General features: G+C 64.6%; 18 protein-coding genes. 10 read left to right on the plus strand and 8 right to left on the minus strand.

What is annotated here, in order from left to right:
* The first annotated feature begins 48 nt into the window (after positions 1 to 48).
* Both AC56PL_RS02320 and AC56PL_RS02325 read left to right on the plus strand, forming a co-directional pair.
* Positions 49 to 1,125, plus strand: coding sequence for a DNA polymerase IV (locus AC56PL_RS02320; protein WP_497152905.1), 1,077 nt, complete (start codon positions 49 to 51; stop codon positions 1,123 to 1,125).
* Between the two features lie 49 nt (positions 1,126 to 1,174).
* Entirely contained in the window at positions 1,175 to 2,131 is a 957-nt protein-coding gene (locus tag AC56PL_RS02325; RefSeq protein WP_497152906.1) for an esterase/lipase family protein, read from the plus strand.
* Here the strand turns inward: AC56PL_RS02325 and AC56PL_RS02330 are convergent.
* On the minus strand, positions 2,116 to 2,859 hold the full coding sequence (locus AC56PL_RS02330; RefSeq protein ID WP_497152907.1) for a type 1 glutamine amidotransferase: 744 nt from the start codon (positions 2,857 to 2,859) through the stop codon (positions 2,116 to 2,118). The two genes, AC56PL_RS02325 and AC56PL_RS02330, sit on opposite strands and share 16 nt — an antisense overlap.
* A 147-nt stretch (positions 2,860 to 3,006) precedes the next feature.
* Between AC56PL_RS02330 and AC56PL_RS02335 the strand changes: the two genes are divergently transcribed.
* Positions 3,007 to 4,626, plus strand: coding sequence for an acyl-CoA dehydrogenase family protein (locus tag AC56PL_RS02335; protein WP_497152908.1), 1,620 nt, complete (start codon positions 3,007 to 3,009; stop codon positions 4,624 to 4,626).
* Between the two features lie 15 nt (positions 4,627 to 4,641).
* Here the strand turns inward: AC56PL_RS02335 and AC56PL_RS02340 are convergent, their stop codons facing one another.
* Positions 4,642 to 5,106 carry a histidine phosphatase family protein gene (locus AC56PL_RS02340; RefSeq protein WP_495516016.1) on the minus strand — a complete coding sequence of 155 codons (465 nt, stop codon included), beginning with the start codon at positions 5,104 to 5,106 and terminating at the stop codon, positions 4,642 to 4,644.
* A gap of 45 nt (positions 5,107 to 5,151) precedes the next feature.
* On the opposite strand from AC56PL_RS02340, the gene AC56PL_RS02345 reads away from it, so the two are divergent.
* Positions 5,152 to 6,135, plus strand: a complete 984-nt coding sequence (locus AC56PL_RS02345) for an NAD-dependent epimerase/dehydratase family protein (RefSeq protein WP_497152909.1) — start codon at positions 5,152 to 5,154, stop codon at positions 6,133 to 6,135.
* A gap of 6 nt (positions 6,136 to 6,141) precedes the next feature.
* Here AC56PL_RS02345 and AC56PL_RS02350 read toward each other — a convergent pair whose 3' ends face one another.
* Entirely contained in the window at positions 6,142 to 6,453 is a 312-nt protein-coding gene (locus AC56PL_RS02350) for a hypothetical protein (RefSeq protein WP_497152910.1), read from the minus strand.
* Between the two features lie 119 nt (positions 6,454 to 6,572).
* Between AC56PL_RS02350 and AC56PL_RS02355 the strand changes: the two genes are divergently transcribed.
* On the plus strand, positions 6,573 to 7,646 hold the full coding sequence (locus AC56PL_RS02355; RefSeq protein WP_497152911.1) for an FAD-dependent monooxygenase: 1,074 nt from the start codon (positions 6,573 to 6,575) through the stop codon (positions 7,644 to 7,646).
* 18 nt (positions 7,647 to 7,664) lie between these two features.
* On the opposite strand, the gene AC56PL_RS02360 is transcribed toward AC56PL_RS02355, so the two are convergent.
* Entirely contained in the window at positions 7,665 to 8,324 is a 660-nt protein-coding gene (locus tag AC56PL_RS02360; RefSeq protein WP_497152912.1) for a hypothetical protein, read from the minus strand.
* Complete coding sequence (locus AC56PL_RS02365) at positions 8,309 to 10,693, minus strand: phosphoketolase (RefSeq protein ID WP_495514817.1); 2,385 nt, start codon at positions 10,691 to 10,693, stop codon at positions 8,309 to 8,311. Before AC56PL_RS02365 ends, AC56PL_RS02360 begins: the two co-directional genes overlap by 16 nt.
* 173 nt (positions 10,694 to 10,866) lie before the next feature.
* Here AC56PL_RS02365 and AC56PL_RS02370 point away from each other — a divergent pair, with 173 nt between their 5' ends.
* Positions 10,867 to 11,754, plus strand: coding sequence for a DMT family transporter (locus AC56PL_RS02370; protein ID WP_495514818.1), 888 nt, complete (start codon positions 10,867 to 10,869; stop codon positions 11,752 to 11,754).
* 49 nt (positions 11,755 to 11,803) lie between these two features.
* Entirely contained in the window at positions 11,804 to 13,165 is a 1,362-nt protein-coding gene (locus tag AC56PL_RS02375; protein WP_497152913.1) for a dihydrolipoyl dehydrogenase family protein, read from the plus strand.
* Positions 13,166 to 13,251: 86 nt separating this feature from the next.
* On the opposite strand, the gene AC56PL_RS02380 is transcribed toward AC56PL_RS02375, so the two are convergent.
* The 3 genes from AC56PL_RS02380 to AC56PL_RS02390 form a co-directional block, all read right to left on the minus strand.
* Complete coding sequence (locus AC56PL_RS02380) at positions 13,252 to 13,908, minus strand: hypothetical protein (protein ID WP_497152914.1); 657 nt, start codon at positions 13,906 to 13,908, stop codon at positions 13,252 to 13,254.
* Between the two features lie 95 nt (positions 13,909 to 14,003).
* A complete protein-coding gene (locus tag AC56PL_RS02385) occupies positions 14,004 to 15,374 on the minus strand; it encodes an FAD-binding oxidoreductase (RefSeq protein ID WP_497152915.1) in 1,371 nt (456 codons plus the stop codon).
* Positions 15,375 to 15,455: 81 nt separating this feature from the next.
* Complete coding sequence (locus AC56PL_RS02390) at positions 15,456 to 15,905, minus strand: flavodoxin domain-containing protein (protein ID WP_495514822.1); 450 nt, start codon at positions 15,903 to 15,905, stop codon at positions 15,456 to 15,458.
* Positions 15,906 to 16,053: 148 nt separating this feature from the next.
* Here AC56PL_RS02390 and AC56PL_RS02395 point away from each other — a divergent pair, with 148 nt between their 5' ends.
* From AC56PL_RS02395 to AC56PL_RS02405, 3 genes are all read left to right on the plus strand, one after another.
* Entirely contained in the window at positions 16,054 to 16,470 is a 417-nt protein-coding gene (locus tag AC56PL_RS02395) for a toxin-antitoxin system YwqK family antitoxin (RefSeq protein ID WP_495514823.1), read from the plus strand.
* Positions 16,471 to 16,550: 80 nt separating this feature from the next.
* Positions 16,551 to 16,712, plus strand: coding sequence for a DUF5302 family protein (locus AC56PL_RS02400; RefSeq protein WP_495514824.1), 162 nt, complete (start codon positions 16,551 to 16,553; stop codon positions 16,710 to 16,712).
* A gap of 97 nt (positions 16,713 to 16,809) precedes the next feature.
* On the plus strand, positions 16,810 to 18,330 hold the full coding sequence (locus AC56PL_RS02405; protein WP_497152916.1) for a CoA-acylating methylmalonate-semialdehyde dehydrogenase: 1,521 nt from the start codon (positions 16,810 to 16,812) through the stop codon (positions 18,328 to 18,330).
* The last annotated feature ends 4 nt before the right edge of the window (positions 18,331 to 18,334 follow it).

Below are 18,334 nucleotides of genomic sequence, written 5' to 3' on the forward strand. Positions count from 1 at the left end.
GGGGATTCTCCAGGCGCCTGACCTCGTTGTCGAATATCGTCGGCATCGATGACATCGCCCCCGACCCGCCGTTTTCGCGCGATCATACACATCGATCTGGATCAGTTCCAGGTCTCGGTGGAGCGCCGCCGAAACCCGGATCTGATCGGTGTACCGGTGATAGTCGGGGGCACCGGGGACCCCATGGAGCCGCGCAAAGTTGTCACGTGCGCGTCCTACGAAGCCCGTGACCTAGGGGTTCGGGCAGGTATGCCGCTGCGGTCGGCGTTTCGCAAGATGCCGGATGCCATCTACCTCCCGCTCGATCACCCTTCGTACGACGTGGCCTCGGATGAGGTGATGGCAACGCTGCGGAGCTTCGGATATCCGGTCGAGGTGATCGGCTGGGACGAAGCATTTCTCGGTGTGCCTGCCGACGACATCGACGTCGACCTGCGCGGGCTTGCCGAGACGATCCGTCTGCGCATCCTCGCCGACAACCAGCTGTCGTCGGCGGTGGGAATCAGCGACAACAAGCAACGGGCCAAGATGGCCACCGGTTTTGCCAAACGCGAACCAGACCACGTCTTTTCGCTGGACAACCAGAACTGGATGCCGATCATGGGGGCGCGTGGGGTCGGCGACCTGTGGAGTGTCGGGCCGAAGACAACAGCAAAGCTGGAGAAGCTCGGCATCATGACGGTGGCGCAGCTGGCAGCGGAGGACCGCGGCCACCTGATCGCGGAGTTCGGCCCGCATCTGGGCAACTGGCTGAATCTGCTCTCGCGCGGCGGGGGCGACATCAATGTCAGTACCGAGCCGTTCATCGCCCGCTCGCACAGCAAGGTCGAGACCTTTCCGACCGATCTCACCGATCCTGTGGAGATCGACGACGCGGTGCGCCGGCTCACCCGTGAACTGCTCGATCAGGTGATCTCCGAGCAACGCATACCTTTTCGGGTGGCGGTGACGGTGCGAACGAAGACCTTCTACACCCGCACGAAGTCGCACAAATTGCCGGCACCGACCACCGACCTTGCCGTCCTGGAACCCGCGATGCTCGATGTCCTGCACAAGTTCGAACTCGATCGCCCGATCCGGCTACTGGGGGTGCGCTTCGATCTGCTGATGCCGGCCGAGGATTGAACGTTGGAGTGCTAGCTTCACAAAGGGCGAACCCGGAAGGATGGATGTCATGCGGTGGACATTTCGATCGGTGCTGATTTCGGCAATCCTGCTGGTGGTCGGGGTCGGTGTTGCGCCGGCCGCGCATGCCGCACCGCTACCGGTGACCTACAACTTCCTGGCCGGTATCCCGGCCGAACTCGCCAATCCCGGTGGATCGCTGCCCGGATCCAACGACTACAGCTGTAAGCCGTCTGCCGAGCATCCGAATCCGGTGGTACTGGTGCACGGAACCGCGGGCAGTCAGCAGACCAACTGGATTTCGATGGTCCCGGTGCTGAAGAACGAGGGCTATTGCGTTTTCGCGCCGACGTACGGGGAGTTGTCGTCGGTGTGGCCGTCGTCGCGGATCGGTGGACTCGGCCCGAAGGACGTCAGTGCCTGGCAGCTCAAGGTTTTCGTCGACAACGTGCTCGCGCAAACCGGTGCGGAAAAGGTTGACATCGTGGGTCATTCGCAGGGCACCCAGATCCCGACGTACTGGGCCAAGTATTACGGCGGCGCCTCCAAGATCGACAGGTATGTGTCGTTGGCGCCGTACTGGCAGGGTTCCGACGACGGTGCGAGTTATTCGGACCTGACCGCGGTGTTCATCGACGGCCTGGGCCTGCCGCCGATCGCGGTCCCGGACACCGACTGCCCTGACTGTGTTGCCGCACCCGGTGACGAGTCCTTTGAAGCTGCCATCAATGCCGGCGGTGGACCGTATGTCGAGGGCATCACCTACACCAACATCGTCACCCGCTACGACCAGCTGGTAGTGCCCTATACCAGCGGGATCCTGGACGGACCGGCTGGTACCAACGTCACGAATATCGTTGTCCAGGACACCTGTTCGGCTGATCGGTCCGACCATCTGTCGATCGTCTCCAACCAACGTTCGGCCGCCATCGTCCTCAATGCGCTCGATCCGGCGCACCCCCGCGCGGTGCCCTGCCTGGCGGTGCCGCCCTACACCGGAGCCTGAGCGAGGGCGAGGAACGCGTCGAGGAGGATGCCGCAGTTCCGGCGGGATTCTTCGGCGCGCGCGGAGATCTCGGCGGTGATCTGCTGCAGGTCGATGCCGCGTTCGACCACCAACTGTCCCTCGCGGGTGGCCGCCCAGCTCGCCTGCCAGGTCGCCCAGACCGCCGGTGAGATCTCCGGATGAAACTGGACACCCAGGCTTTTCCCGAATGTGAAAGCTTGCAGCGCAGCACCATTGCGGGCAATCTCTCGTGCGCCGGGTGGGAGCGTGAATCGGTCGAAATGCATCTGCATCCACGGACCACGGGACACGAGATCCGGTGCGACGGTGTCGACCATGGTGTATCCGTGTTCCGGCATCTCGGAACGTTTGACCTTGCCGCCGAGAACCCGGGCCAGTAGCTGTCCGCCGAAGCAGACACCGAAGATCGGCACGTTGGCAGCCAGGGCTGAACGTAGGTATGCGATTTCGGCGGCGAGCCACGGAACGGAATCGTCGTACGCCGATTCCGCCGAACCCATGACGATCACGAACTCGTACGCGGTCACATCGGGGAACTCATCCGCCGGATGGACGATGTCGATCTCGTATCCGCGCTCGGCGACATGTTCGCGGAGGGTGCCGGTGTCAGCGATCCCGCGATCGGTGTCGTTGTCGTGGACAAGAAACAGCGCTCGAGTCGGAGCGGTGTCTGCGTGGGCACTGGCCCCCGATGCTGAGAACTTCACCTTGCGTACTCCTGATCGCTGGTTGCGTCACGTTCAGTATGGCCCGAACCGCTGACACCTCGCGGAACGAAAACCGTGCAAATCGCACAATAGCGACGTCGGATGGGACCTCGAAACGCGCCATTCGTTTGGTGGGACGATGGTGTGATGGCCGATACACATGAGGTGATCAATCAGGTTCCACCGCTGGTCGGGTACAACCCGGCCACCAGTCCGGCGCTGTCGGAGGCGCTGGTTCGAGAAGGTGGCGCATGGGGTTCCGACGAGGTCACGGCTCTCGGTGCCATCGCCGCATCGGCGCAGGCGCAGCGCTGGGGTGAGCTGGCCGACCGCAACGAACCGGTGCTGCGGACCCACGACCGATACGGACATCGCATCGACGAGGTCGAATACGACCCCGCTTACCACCAATTGATGGAGGTGGCGGTCGAGCACGGACTGCACGGTGCGCCGTGGGCCGACGCCCGGGCCGGTTCCCATGTGGTGCGTGCCGCCAAACTGGGGGTCTGGAACGTCGAAGCCGGACATGTCTGCCCGATTTCGATGACCTATGCCGTGGTTCCGGCGCTGCGCCACAATCCTGAACTCGCCGCGATCTACGAGCCGTTGCTGAGCTCGCGCAGCTATGACCCGACGCTGTCGGTGCCGTCGGGCAAGACCGGCCTGATCGCCGGGATGTCGATGACGGAAAAGCAGGGTGGCTCCGATGTACGGGCCAATCGGAGCACCGCGCAGCCGAATCCGGACGGCAGCTACACCTTGACCGGGCACAAATGGTTCACGTCGGCGCCGATGTCGGACCTGTTCCTGGTGCTCGCCCAGGCGCCGGGTGGATTGTCGTGTTTCTTCTTGCCGCGCGTGTTGCCGGACGGCACCCGCAACCGAATGCGTCTGCAACGGCTGAAGACCAAGCTCGGAAATCATGCCAATGCGTCCTCTGAGGTCGAATACGACGGGGCCACTGCATGGCTGGTCGGAGATGAGGGTCGCGGTGTGCGGACCATCATCGAGATGGTGAACCTGACCAGGCTCGACTGTGCGCTGGCCAGTGCAGGCAACATGCGACACGGCCTCACGCAGGCGATGCATCACGCCCAACACCGAAAAGTGTTCGGTGAGTATCTGATCGACCAGCCACTCATGCGCAATGTGCTCGCCGATCTGGCCATCGAGTCCGAGGCCGCGACGATGGTGTCGATGCGGATGGCCGGCGCCACCGATGCCGCCGAACGTGGTGACGACACCGAGGCGATGCTCCGACGGATCGGGTTGCCCGCCACGAAATACTGGTTGTGCAAGCGGGCCACCGGGCACGTGGCCGAGTCGATGGAATGCCTGGGCGGCAACGGGTATGTCGAGGACTCCGGTATGCCCAGGCTCTATCGGGAGGCGCCGCTGTACGGGATCTGGGAGGGCAGCGGCAACGTCAGCGCGCTGGACACGTTGCGCGCCATGGCCACCGCCCCGAAGTCGGTGGACGCGCTGTTCGATGAGCTGGATCGGGCCGCCGGACTCGATGAACGGTATGACAGGTACCTGACCGGATTGAAGAAGCAGTTGACCACCGCATCCGAACCCGCAGCCCGTCGAATCGCCGAGTCGATTTGTATTGCGCTGCAGGGTTCATTGCTGCTGCGACACGGTCACCCGGCCGTTGCGGAGGCATTTGCCGCCACCCGCCTCGGTGGCGACTGGGCAGGCGCGTACGGAACCCTGCCGGATGGACTGGACCTTGCACCGATCCTGGAACGCGCCCTCGTCAAGTAGCGACGAGGGGACGAGTCAATCCCGCGGTACCTGCATCTCGACCATTCGGTCGCCGGGATTCGGCGTCAATCCGATCTCGGCCCACGGGGTCTCGATGTGCAGGACGGCGTACGCCGAGGTCGGGAACCGCGGGATATCCGCGTCGGGGTCCAGCGCGAACACGGTTGCCGGCATACCTGGTTCGTGACCGACCACCAAGACCGTCGCAGCGTCGGCCGGGACGTATATCCGGATGGCCTCGCAGACGTCGTCGGGATCACCACCGTAGATGTCGTCGACGTAAGTGGTCGGTGCGGTGATGCCGGTACGTTCCAGCGTCTGGCGGGTTCTGGTGGCGGTGGAGCAGAGCACGAAGTCAACGGACAGTCCGGAGTCGACCATCCACCGTCCGGCAAGTGCGGCCTCTCGCCGGCCGCGCTCGGCCAGGGGACGTTCATGGTCCACAACACCGTCGGGATAGCCCGATTTGCCGTGCCGCATCAAAATCAATGTGCCTGTCACGTTTTCGACGGTAGCCTCACCGCGGTGAACGCACAAAGGTTCTTGGTGACCGGCAGCTCCGGACACCTCGGTGAAGCGCTGGTCCACAGCCTGCGCAGCGAGGGCAATCACGTCGTGGGACTTGACGTCTTGCCTGCCCCGACAACCACGACGGTCGGGTCGATATGTGATCGCGAGTTGGTGCATTCTGTGATGGCCGGAGTGGATGTGGTGGTGCATGCGGCCACACTGCACAAACCTCACATCAATACCCACAGCCGTGCCGACTTCATCGACGTGAACGTCTCGGGTACCACCACGCTGGTGGAGGCAGCGGCGTTCGCCGGAGTGTCCGCCTTCGTGTTCATCAGCACCACAAGCACTTTCGGGCAAGCGCTGTATCCCGGGCCAGGGGAGCCGGCAACGTGGACCACCGAGGACACCATCGGGGTGCCGCGAAACATCTACGGCGTCACCAAAGTCGCTGCCGAGGACATCTGCAGGTTGGTGCACGATGCGTCCGGTCTGCCTGTCGTGGTGTTACGAACGGCCCGTTTCTTTCCAGAGGTCGACGATCGGGCCGAGGTTCGCCGTACGTTCGACGACACGAACCTGAAGGTGAACGAGTTGCTCTACCGAAGGGTGGACATCGCCGACGTGGTCGAGGCGATCTCGTGCGCTGCGACGCGGGCGCCTGACCTCGGGTTCGCGAGATACATCGTCACCGCCACAACACCTTTTGAGCGATCCGACGTGGTCAGGTTGCGGACGGATGCACCGTCTGTGCTTGCCGCCCGGGTTCCGGAGTATGCCGCCGTGTTCGCGCGGCGCGGGTGGACGATGCTGAATTCCGTCGATCGGGTCTACGACAATCAGCGGGCCCGCGACGAACTCGGCTGGCAGCCCCGGATCGATTTCCGTAGCGCGTTGGCTGCGATCGAGGATGGCGGGGAGTACCGCAGCGATCTCGCGGTGGCAATCGGAAGGAAGGGATATCACCCGGTTTCGACCGGGCCGTACACCGAGTGAACGCGCTCAGGCGGTGCGGCGATGCCGACCGGTGGATGCGCTGCGGGCCTCGGCCAGCGCGGTGCGGAGCAGGCGGACGGTGGCGTTCCAGGCGGACGCTTCTTGTTCGAGGTGTCGTGCACACTCGGCGTGGCCGCGGACCCATTCGCGTTCGGCGTTCTCGCGCAGTTCGACGACCTCATCGAATCCGAACTCGATCAGTTCGGCCAGCGCGGTGGTGTCGGAGCAGGCCCATTCGATCTGGTCCCGGCTCAACGTCATCAGCCGTTCGAGGTCATCACGAAGCATCGCTCGCGTCGGTGCGGAAAGGCCACTCACCTGAACCAGGGTGCCCTACTTTGCGAGTAACTGCCAGTCGCCGCGCCGACCAGGCCCGTTGCCGGCGGCCGTCCCGGCGATGCTGTGGTGTTGGCCCCGCCACGCGGTAGGTTCGGGCGATGGGCCGGGCTGCGGTGGTCGGGGGTGGTGTTGCGGGATTGTCGGCAGCGATCGGTTTGGGTCGGGCCGGCTGGGACGTGGTGCTGTTCGAGCGTGCGGACGCATTCGGTGACGTCGGTGCCGGCATTGCGCTGTGGCCGAACGCGCTTGCAGCGCTTGATGATCTTGGTGTCGGAGCGCAGATCCGGAATCGGGCGATCGCGGCACGTGCCGGTCAGGTGCGGGCTCGCGACGGCAGGACGCTCATCAACGCACAGCTGACGCAGGTGACCGGACCGGATTCGGAAGTGTTTGCGATGCACCGCGCCGATCTCATCGAGGTGCTTGCCTCGGCTGTACCCGGGACGCTGTGTGTGGGCGAGCCGGTCGACGACGTGCACCCTGACGGTCGGGTCCAAACCGGGCGTGGCGTGAGCACATTCGATCTGGTGGTGGCAGCAGATGGCGTCCACAGCACGATCCGCCGAACGTGGTGGCCCGACGACGGCCGTCCGCGGGATACCGGAATACGCGTGTGGCGTTGGATCGTCGACCGACCGCCAGGTGACTTCGTCGGCGCCATCTGGGCGCAGCGCGCCGAGTTCGGTGTCGTTCCGCTACCCGGTGAACGCACGTATGTGTTCGCTGCTGCATTCGGCCGCGACCAGAGCGGCGACCTCGGCGATTTCGCGCTCTGGCCGGAGCCCGTCGCCGCTCTGGTCGCGGAAGCCGCCGGTGTCATCGAACATCGGCTTCTCGACCTGGCGGTCCCGAAGAACCTGGTACGCGGCCGTATCGCGTTGGTCGGGGATGCGGCACACACCCTGCGACCCCATCTCGGGCAGGGCGCCGGGCTGGCGATCGAGGATGCCGTTGTCCTGGCGTCCCGCGCACCGGACCTGGATTCCTACTCGCGGGTCCGCAGGCGGCGGGTCCGGGCGGTTGCGGCGGCGGCCAGAGCTGCCTCACCACTGTTGATGCCCCCGGGGTCGACCACGACCGCTCTGCGCGACGCCGTGGTGCGGGTACTGCCGGACAGGTTGGTCCTCGCGCCGCTCACGGCCATCAATCGCTGGCGTCCGCCGGGTTCGTGATCCGGTTACGGCCGACCATCACCCGCCCACGTGGTGGGTCGGCAGGGCGCCCTCGGTGCGTCCGGCCAGATCGGCGATGGTCAGCAACATCTTTCGGCTCATCACAAAGGAGATCGGTTCCAGGAACGTCGGCGAGAACCCGATTCGGCCGGAGAGTTTGTCGCCGTACGAATAGCGGCCGCGTTCGATCAGCCGACTGCGCCCGTTTCCGGTATCGACGATGTGAAAAGCCCACAGCGACTTGTCTGGTGAACGATCCGTGCCGCCGAACAGGACCAGCGACTTGTTCGGTTCGGCCATCTCCACCCGAAGGCCAGGGGCCTTGATGTGAAGCTTCACCTCGTCGCCGATCATCAGTGACTGGAATTGCGGCAGGATCGCCGCGGTGTTCCGGAGCTTGCAGCCGACGAGGTTCTCCAGGCCCTGATAGCTGTAGAACCCGCCGCGGCCCTGCCCGAGCTGGACCAACCACGGCCAGATCCGCTCGGGAGGTGCAGCGACGTCGATCGCGTGGGTGTAGCCCCATTTCGGTTGCGGTACAAGCTCATCGCCGGGATAAGTGGCCGTGATCTCGGTCGGGGTCGCGCCCCAGGTCGTCCGCTGTTTTCGCAGGGGCCGGGCCAGCAGGGCCCCGGCGATGCGAACCGCCCCGTCGACCGAACTCAGGACCATTGCCATTCGCGGATTTCGGGCAGGTCCTCAAAATGCTCGCGGACGTACTCGTGGTGTCGCTGGAGTTGGTTCTGGCAGTACTCGGCGAGTTCGGCCGTCTTCTCGGGCACTCGCCTGGTGCGTCGCAAAGCTTCGAGTACCAGGTGGTAGCGACTCATCTTGTTGAGCACGACCATGTCGAAAGGTGTTGTGGTGGTGCCCTGTTCGCTGAACCCGCGGACGTGGAACCGGTCGGCGTTGGTGCGTCCGTGGAGTTGTTGGTGGACTGCGCGCGGATAGCCGTGGAACGCGAAGACGACGTGGGTGTCGGCGGTGAACAGGTCGATGAAGGCCTGCTCGGGCAGACCGTGCGGGTGATCGTTCTGCGGCAGAAGCACCATCAGGTCAATGACATTCACCATTCGGACACGCAGCCACGGCACCCATTCGCGCAGCAAGTGGGCCGCGGCCAGGATCTCTTCGGTGGGTACGTCACCGGCGGCGGCCAGCACGATGTCGGGCTCGTCTTCGGTGCCAACCACCGAAGTCTTCTCGGTACCTGCCCATTCCCAGATCGACGCCCCGGCGGCGCAGTGCTCGTTGGCCTGCTCGAGTGTCAGGTACTGCGGATGTGACTGCTTGTCGACGACAAGCACGTTCACGTGATCCTTGCTGCGGAAGCAGTGGTCGGCAACCGACAGCAACGTGTTGGAGTCCGGCGGCAACCAGACCCGGACCACCTCGGGTGAGAGCGGGATGACGGCATCGATCATTCCCGGGCCCTGGTGGGAGAATCCGTTGTGGTCGTTGCGCCAGCAGGTACTGGTCAACAGGATGTTCAGCGAGGCGACCGGCTCGCGCCAGGGCAGGGCCACCGCATGCTGCAGCCACTTGGCGTGCTGCACCAGCATCGACACACTGACCATCGCGAACGCCTCATAGGTGGCGAACAGACCGTGCCGTCCGGTCAGCAGGTAACCCTCCAGCCAGCCCTGGCAGAGATGTTCGCTGAGAACCTCCATGACCCGACCTTCGGGGGAGAGCCCGTCGTCGAACTCGGTACGCGGTAGTTGCCAGCACCGGTCGGTCTCCTCGAAGACGGCCTGCAAGCGATTCGATGCCGTCTCGTCCGGACTGAACAGCCGGAAGTTGCCACCGTGGTCGGCATCGGAGTTGTCGCGGTAGATGTCACGCATCAGTTCACCGAGGACCTTGGTCGTCTCGTATGACGTGGCGCCGGGGGCATCGATCTGCAGTGCATACGACTCGAGCGGAGGAATCCTCAGCGGGACGAGGTTGCGGCCCCCGTTGGCGTACGGGGTCGCACCCATCCGCAGGTCGCCCGCGGGTGCGAGTTCCGCGAGTTCGCGCACGAGCGTGCCGTTGTCGTCGAACAGTTCGTCGGGGCGGTACTTGCGAAGCCAATCCTCCAGGAGTGCAAGATGTTCGGGGTTGTCACGCACCCCCGACAGCGGAACCTGATGACTCCAATGGGTGCCCTCGATCAGTTTGCCGTCGACCGTGTGTGGGCCGGTCCATCCCTTGGGGGTCCGCAAGACGATCGCCGGCCACTTGTTGCCGCTGGGCGCCCCGCCGCGGGCGTCGGCCTGGATGCTCGCGATCTCCTCGTGGGCGTCGACCAATGCCCTGGCGAGGTCGGTGAACACCTGGCGGGGGTCGTGGCCCTCGACAAACACCGGAGCCCAGCCCTGGCCGGACAGATACGCCTCGATGTCGCGGTCGCTGGTCCGGCCGAGCACTGTCGGGGCGGCGATCTTGGCCCCGTTGAGATGAAGGATGGGGAGCACCGCTCCGTCGCGTGCCGGGTTCAGGAAGGCCGGGATCTTCCACGATCCGGACAACGGGCCGGTCTCGGCCTCACCGTCGCCGACCACACAGGCGACCACCAGTTCGGGATTGTCGAAGGCCGCGCCTGCGGCGTGGATCAAGGCGTATCCGAGTTCGCCGCCTTCATGGATCGAACCCGGGGTCTGGACGCTGACATGACTGGGGACGCCGCCCGGGGTGGAGAACTGCCGGCACAGGGCGCGCACACCGGCTGCGTCGCGGGAGACGTGCGGGTAGATCTCGCTGTAGGTGCCCTCGAGGTACGTCGAGGCCACCAGCGCCGGGCCGCCGTGTCCGGGGCCGGTGATGTACAGCCACTTCGACCCGGTGTCGCGGATCCGGCGATTGATCAGTGTGTAGATCAGAGAGAGTCCGGGGCTGGTGCCCCAATGTCCCAGGAGGCGCGGCTTGATGTGTTCGTTCTTCAGCGGGTCGCGCAATAAGACGTTGTCCTGCAAGTAGATCTGGGCGACGGTCAGGTAGTTGGCAGCGTCCCACCAGCGCAGGTCGAGGTCGAGTTCTGATTCGGCGTAATCGGCCAAGGACATGGTGGCACCTCTCTGATACGGACAGTGCTTCTCGATTATCAGCCGCTGCCGCGACGATCGCAGGAGGACAAGTACCCAAATGTCGAGAGTTCATCCGAACGTCGTTGCCGATTGCCTCACAACAGGCTGCCGCTCTCAGCTTTCTGCCACCCTCGGCAAGTAATGTCGAGGCCGTGCACCTGTTCCTCCCGGCGCTGTTGGCGACGCTGTCAGCTTTGCTCGTCGCCAGCGGAACTCTCGTGCGCCAGCGCTCGTCGACCCCCTCTGGTGGCATCACCAAACGGTGGTGGCTGGGGGTGGTGATCGCGGCGGGCGGTTTCGCATTGCAGGCCGCGGCGCTGGGCATGGGATCGCTGCTTTTGGTGCAGCCGCTCATCGTGCTGTCGGTGCTGTTCGCCTTGCCGATGGAGGCCTATCTGGACCATCGGCGTCTCAATTTCCACGAGTGGAAATGGGGCATCATCCTGACGGTCTGCGTTGCGGCGTTCGTGGTGATCGCACAGCCCGAGGCAGGCTTGGGCCACGTGTCGGTGGGTACGCTCGCCGGCACGATTGTGGTGGTGATCGCCGTCCTGGCCGCGTTGGTCGTGACGTCGCGGTTCGTGTCCGCCCATCATCGAGCGCTCCTGCTCGGTTCGGCATCCGGTCTGCTCACCGGTGTGCAGGCGTTTCTGCTCAAAGGTGTGATGACCCAGCTCGAAGATGGTGTTGTCGAAATCCTGGTCCACCCCGAGGTCTATCTGATCCTGTTGGTCGCCTCCGGGTCGGTGGTCACCCAGCAGCTTGCGTTCGCAGCCCATGACCTGCAGACGTCGTTCCCCGCGATGACGGTGTGGGAGCCTGCGGTCGCCATGGCGATGGGTGTGCTGATCCTCGGCGAGCGGATCGACGTCAACTGGATCGAAGGCGTTGTGGCCGGTGTCGCGCTGGTGACGATGTTGCGGGCGGTCTTTGTGCTGGCGCGTCACGCCGCTGAACGCGAAACCGAGTTCGAAGTCGACCTGATCAAGAAGGTTGCGCCCGCGTCCGGGGGCAACGCCACGGGTCCACCGGACCACTGAACCGCCCGTAAGTCTGGAACACGTTCACCTCCAGTGGCAAGGTGGGGTGATGGCAGAGACCGAGTACGACGTCGTGGTGATCGGCGGTGGCCCAGCCGGAGAGGTGGCTGCGCAATACGCCATCGCCGGATCCTCACGAACCGCAGTGATCATCGAGCACGAACTCCTCGGCGGCGAATGCTCCTACTGGGCCTGTATGCCCAGCAAGGCGATGCTGCGACCGATCGCCGTCCACGCCGCCGCCCGCCACCTCGACGGCATCAAGGTCGGCAAGAAGATGCTCCCTGAAGAACTGTTGCGCCGCCGCGACGACTGGGTGAACGACTACGAGGACGAGGGCCAGGTGAAGTGGGCTCATGGGCTCGACATCGAGGTAGTCCGGGGTCATGGAATCCTGTCCGGGAAACGCACGGTCGAGGTCGACAACGGTGGACGCAGCAAGACCATCAAGGCCCGGCAGGCGGTGGTCGTGGCGACCGGGAGCACCCCCGTCATCCCGAGTATCTACGCCACCGCGCATCCCTGGACGTCCCGCGATGCCACCGGTGTCCGGGACATCCCGGCGTCACTCATCGTGGTCGGCGGCGGTGTGGTCGCCTGTGAAGCCGCGACATGGATGGCCGCGCTCGGCACCAAGGTCACGCTGCTGGCCCGAGGCACGTTGCTCGGCAAATCCGAGCCGTTTGCCGGCGAACTGGTCGCGCAGGGTCTGACCAACAGCGGCATCGACGTCCGGTTGGGCGTGGAGGTGACCGAGGTGGTTCGCCCGGTCGCGGCCGACACCGGGGTGGGCCGGATTCACGGTGATGCGGTGACGGTGAGGGCCGGTGGCGAGTCGATCACGGCCGACGAGATCCTGGTGGCCACCGGCAGACGCCCCGCGCGCGGCGGAATCGGGCTTGATTTGGTCAATGAAGATGCGTCGTGGCTGTATTGGGTGGGCGATGCCACTGGCGGTCCGGCGCTGACACATTGGGGTAAATACCAGGCCCGCAATGTCGGTCACACCATCGCCGCCCACGCCGAGAACCGGGTCCCGCCTGCGGTGCCCGCCGATGTACCGGTCCCACAGGTGGTGTTCACCGATCCGCAGGTGTCGAGCGTCGGGCTGACCGAACGCGAGGCGGTTGCCAAGGGAATCGACGTGGAGCTCGCCGACGTGAACATGGGCTCGGTTGCCGGTTTCGGGTTGCTCCGCGACGACGCCGAAGGCAAGGCCCGTCTGGTGATCGATCGTGGCGCGGGCGTCATCGTCGGCGCCACGTTTGTAGGACCCGAGGTCGACGAACTCGTCCATGCCGCGACCATCGCGATCGTCGGGCGAGTGCCGATTGCAACGCTGTGGCACGCGGTGCCGTCGTATCCCTCGGTGAGTGAGGTCTGGCTACGGCTACTGGAGTCGCTCGACTGACCCGTACCGAATTCGCGCCACCTGCCTGCATTCGCGCCCGTTGCAACCGGCGCGAACGCAGGCAAGCGGCGCGAATTTCGTTGGACCTACACGCGAACCGCGAACCAGCCCTGCGCCTTCTCGATGGAGGTGTCCAGGGGCTGTGGCGTCACGGTCTCGTTGCCGTCGCGAGTGAACGGTCCGTCGCCGAGCAACGCCACACCGGCGCAGGTGAATGTGCCGGTGATCGTCTCGCCGTCGAAACCGGTCAGGGTGACGTCGCAGCCGGTATGCATGCTGTCGGCGAAATACCCGCCGTCGACCTGCAGGCCCATGAAGGCGTCTTCGACCTTGTGTGGCACCTCGATGGGCAGATTGCCGTCGGCCTCGCCGTCGATGGTGATCAGGATGCCTGCCGACGGGTCACCGAAACGGATCTCGGTCTCCTTGTCGGTGGCGTCGTATTCGCCTGCGCTCGAATCGGTTTCGGCGGTGATGCACTGGGTGGTCCCGTCGGACAGTGTCACCGAATATGCCGCTGTGCCGGTGGTGTATTCGACTGATGATGTCGGTACCGTGAGGCGACCGGCGGGTGCGGCAACACCGCACCCGGTTGCGGTGCTGGTCGTCGCTTCGGTCGTTGTCGACTGGGCGACGGGGGCGCCGTCTTCGGAGCTGTCCGAACAGGCGGTGAGCAGGCCAAGGCCAAGGGCGCCCACGCCGAGTGCAGTGGTCAGACGGCGCGCAGATCGGTTGGCGGACACGAGGGTTCTCCTTGAACGATGTGTGGATCGATCAAGAACGTAACGCCCGCAGGGCGACTGTGGCCAGCAGATGAATTCGTTTGACTGTCAGCGGCCTACAGCATGGTCCCCGGATTGAGGATGCCGAGCGGATCGAGGGTGTCCTTGATGCGTCTCGTCAGTTCGATGACGTCATCGCCCAATTGATCGGGGAGCCAACCTTTTTTGAGTCGACCCACACCGTGTTCACCGGTGATGGTGCCGCCCAACGCAATCGCCAGATCCATGACCTCGCCGAATGCGGCATTGGCCCGCGCGGTCTCGTCGGCGTCGCTGGGGTTGTACACGATCAGCGGATGGGTGTTGCCGTCGCCGGCGTGTGCGATCACGGAGATGAGCACCCGGCGGTTGGCGGCGATCGCCTCGATGCCGTCGATCAGATCAGGCAGCTTGTGCAGCGGTACGCCCACGTCCTCGAGGAGCAGTGGTCCGATCTTCTCGATGGCGGGGATCGCGAATCGGCGGGCGGCGGTGAACGCCTCACCCTCGTCGGGGTCGGTGGTGGAGAACACCTCGGTGGCCCCGCAGTCGGTGAAGGCCTGCTCCATGACTGCGACCTCGGCGGCCGCAGCGGCACCGGGTGCGTCGGACTGGGCGACCAACAGTGCTCCGGCGCTGCGGTCGAGCCCCATCTTGAGGTGGTCCTCGACGGCGTTGATCGCCACCTTGTCCATGAACTCGAGCATCGCCGGGCGGATGGTCGAGGTGATGGCCAGCACTGCCTTCGATGCGGCATGAACCGATTCGAACGACGCCACCACCGTGGATGCCGGCGGTTGCGGCGGCAACAGTCGAAGTGTCACCTCGGTGATGATGCCCAGCGTGCCCTCACTGCCGACGAACAGCTTGGTCAACGACAGCCCGGCGGTGTCCTTCAGTCGCGGTCCACCGAGGCGAACCGCCCGCCCGTCGGCCAGGACCACTTCGAGTCCGAGGACGTAGTCACTGGTGACGCCGTACTTCACGCAGCACAGGCCACCGGCGTTGGTGGCGGCGTTGCCGCCGATGGAGCAGATCTCGAACGAGGACGGGTCCGGCGGATACCAGAGCCCGTGTTCTTTGACCGCGGCTTTCACCTCGGCGTTGAGCAGGCCGGGCTGGCAGATGGCGGTGCGGGTCACCGGGTCGACGGTGATGTCGCGCATCTTCTCCGTGGTCAGCACGATGCCGCCGGAGATCGCGGTGGCGCCGCCGGACAGGCCCGTTCCGGCGCCACGGGGGATCACCGGGATCTGATGCTCGGCGCACCATCGGACAGTCGCCTGGACATCGGCGGTACTGGTTGCGCGAACAACGGCGATGGCGGTGCCGGCATCGGGGTCAGCCGCCCGATCCTGCCGGTAGGCCGCGACGATGTCGGGGTCGGTGACGACCACGCCGTCCGGCAAAGCGGCCACCAGGTCTGCCACCACTGTTGTTGTCGACATGCTCGCAGCGTAATCCGCGACGCCGGAGGCGGGTGGAGAGACGGAGGTCAGGAGGAGACGAAGCGCAGCGGAGCTCGACCTTTAGGAACCGATGACCTTGCTGATGCCCTCGGCCCACTCCTTGGCCTGCACCTTCGCGGCAACCTTCGACGACATGTCGTGGCGTCCGTGCTCGCCGACCTGGCTCGCGCCGAGTTCGGTGAGCTTCTCGGCCATGATCTCGCCGCCGCGGTTGAAGGTTTCGTCGTAGACGCTGTCGCCGAGCCCGAAGACGGCAAAACGCAGTCCGGAGAGATCGGGCTTCTCGTCGTCCAGCGCTTCGGCGAACGGCTCGGCGCCGGTGGGGAGCTCGCCTTCGCCGTACGTGGAACAGACCACCACGAGAAAGTCGTCGGATGTGAGGTCTTCGACCGCGAAGTCGGACATGTCGTACATCGAGACATCGTGTTGCCCGGCCAGGACGTCGGAGATCGCATCGGACACGAGCTCCGCCGTGCCGGTCTCGCTGCCGTACAGGATCACAACAGACATTTACATCTCTTTCTACGTGGATCAGTGCCGACTGAGGTTACCCGAATGACGATTGTTCGGCCTTCGGGCAAGTCGTACCCAGTCCGTGATGCTAGCGAATCCGATCCGGTGGTCACAGGCCACCCGTAATGCTCGGTAGCCTGGGTGGATGAAACCCGACGCTGGTGACCAGCCCGAGAATGCCCGTGACCCGAAGGGTCACAAAACCGGACTGTGGCGCGAAGCCGATGCGCGAAAGGGTGATTTCATCGGCAGCTACCACAACGGCCGTCGAGAAGGATTGTGGCGGCACTACTTTCGTGACGGCACAGTGCGTTCGGAGGCGAACTATCGATTCGGCATCCTCCACGGCGAGAGCGTTTGGTACCGGGAAAACGGGGGTCTGCTGCAAAAGGGGACCTTTGTCGATGGTGAGAAGACCGGCCTCTGGGAGCGTTGGAGCCCGGAGGGAAACCTCATCGATCGTGGGCATCGGGAGGACGGCAAGAAGACAGGGGAGTGGCAGTACTTCGCCGCGGACGGATCAGTGGAACGCACCACAGTTCATCGTCCCCATTCGGCCTGAGCCGGACCGCAAGAAAATCGCCTGACATCGCATTCTGTGGTGGATAGGCTCGCAAGAGGACCCCAATGAAGGGATATGGCATGGCTGCCGATTCAGAAACCAAACGTAAGTTCCGCGAGGCTCTCGATCGCAAGAATCAGAAGGGGAAACTGGCGGAAGATCACAAGGATGCCGGCTCGAAAGCCGGTGGTCAGCACGGTGCGGAGGGTGGCCCGCACCAGTTCCGCCGTAAGACCGGGTAGTCCTCCGCGCAGGTCATCTACGAACCCTCGCATTACTAGGAAGTCCTAGTATATAGTGATCGAGACAACACGTTCGTAGATGACTTGTGAGGACCCCATGACCAGGCAAATCGACCACTTTGTGGACGGCGTCCGCACCGCTGGAACCAGCGGCCGCACCGCTGATGTGCTGAACCCGAGCACCGGCAAGGTGCAGGCCACCGTACCGATGGCCAATCAGGCCGACATCGATGCCGCTGTCGCAGGCGCGGTGCAGGCGCAGAAGGTGTGGGCCGCGTGGAACCCGCAGCGTCGCGCCCGGGTGATGATGCGGTTCGTCGACCTCGTCAACCAGAACATCGAAGAGCTCGCCGAGCTGCTCTCCATCGAGCACGGCAAGACCATCCCCGACGCCAAGGGTGACATTCAGCGCGGCGTCGAGGTCATCGAGTTCGCCATCGGCATCCCGCACCTGATCAAGGGTGAGTTCACCGAAGGTGCAGGCACCGGCATCGATGTGCACTCGATCCGCCAGCCCCTCGGCGTGGTCGCCGGCATCACGCCGTTCAACTTCCCGGCCATGATCCCGCTGTGGAAGGCCGGGCCCGCGCTTGCCTGTGGCAACGCGTTCATCCTCAAGCCCTCTGAGCGCGACCCGTCGGTGCCGGTTCGTCTGGCCGAATTGTTCCTCGAAGCCGGTCTGCCCGCCGGCGTCTTCCAGGTCATCCACGGCGACAAAGAAGCCGTCGACGGTCTGCTGCACCACAAGGACGTCCAGGCATTCGGCTTTGTCGGCAGCTCTGACATCGCGCAGTACATCTACTCCACCGCAGCTGCCAACGGTAAGCGCGCACAGTGCTTCGGTGGCGCCAAGAACCACATGATCATCCTTCCCGACGCCGATCTCGATCAGGTCGTCGATGCGCTGATCGGCGCCGGTTACGGCAGTGCAGGCGAGCGTTGCATGGCCATCTCGGTTGCCGTTCCGGTTGGAGAGGCCACTGCAAATCGCCTGCGCGAGAAGCTGATCGACAAGGTCAACGCACTGCGCGTCGGCCACAGCCACGACATCAAGGCCGACTACGGCCCACTGATCACCAAGGCAGCCCTCGAGCGCGTCAAGGACTACATCCAGCAGGGTGTCGACGCAGGCGCCGAGCTGGTCATCGACGGCCGCGAGCGTGCTGCCTCCGACCTGACCTACAACGGTGAGAGCCTCGAAGAGGGCTACTTCATCGGACCCACCCTCTTCGATCACGTGAAGAAGGACCAGACGATCTACACCGACGAGATCTTCGGACCCGTTGTCTGCATCGTCCGGGCCGCCGATTACGAAGAGGCACTGGCACTTCCGACCGACCACGAATACGGCAACGGTGTCGCGATCTTCACCCAGGACGGCGACGCCGCACGCGACTTCACCTCGCGGGTTCAGGTGGGCATGGTCGGCGTCAACGTGCCGATCCCGGTGCCCGTGGCCTACCACACCTTCGGTGGCTGGAAGCGTTCCGGATTCGGCGACCTCAACCAGCACGGGACCGCGTCGATCAACTTCTACACCAAGGTCAAGACCATCACGACCCGGTGGCCGTCGGGCATCAAGGATGGCGCCGAGTTCGTCATCCCGACCATGGACTGAGGCT

The sequence above is a fragment of the Williamsia sp. Y721 genome, assembly GCF_059683565.1.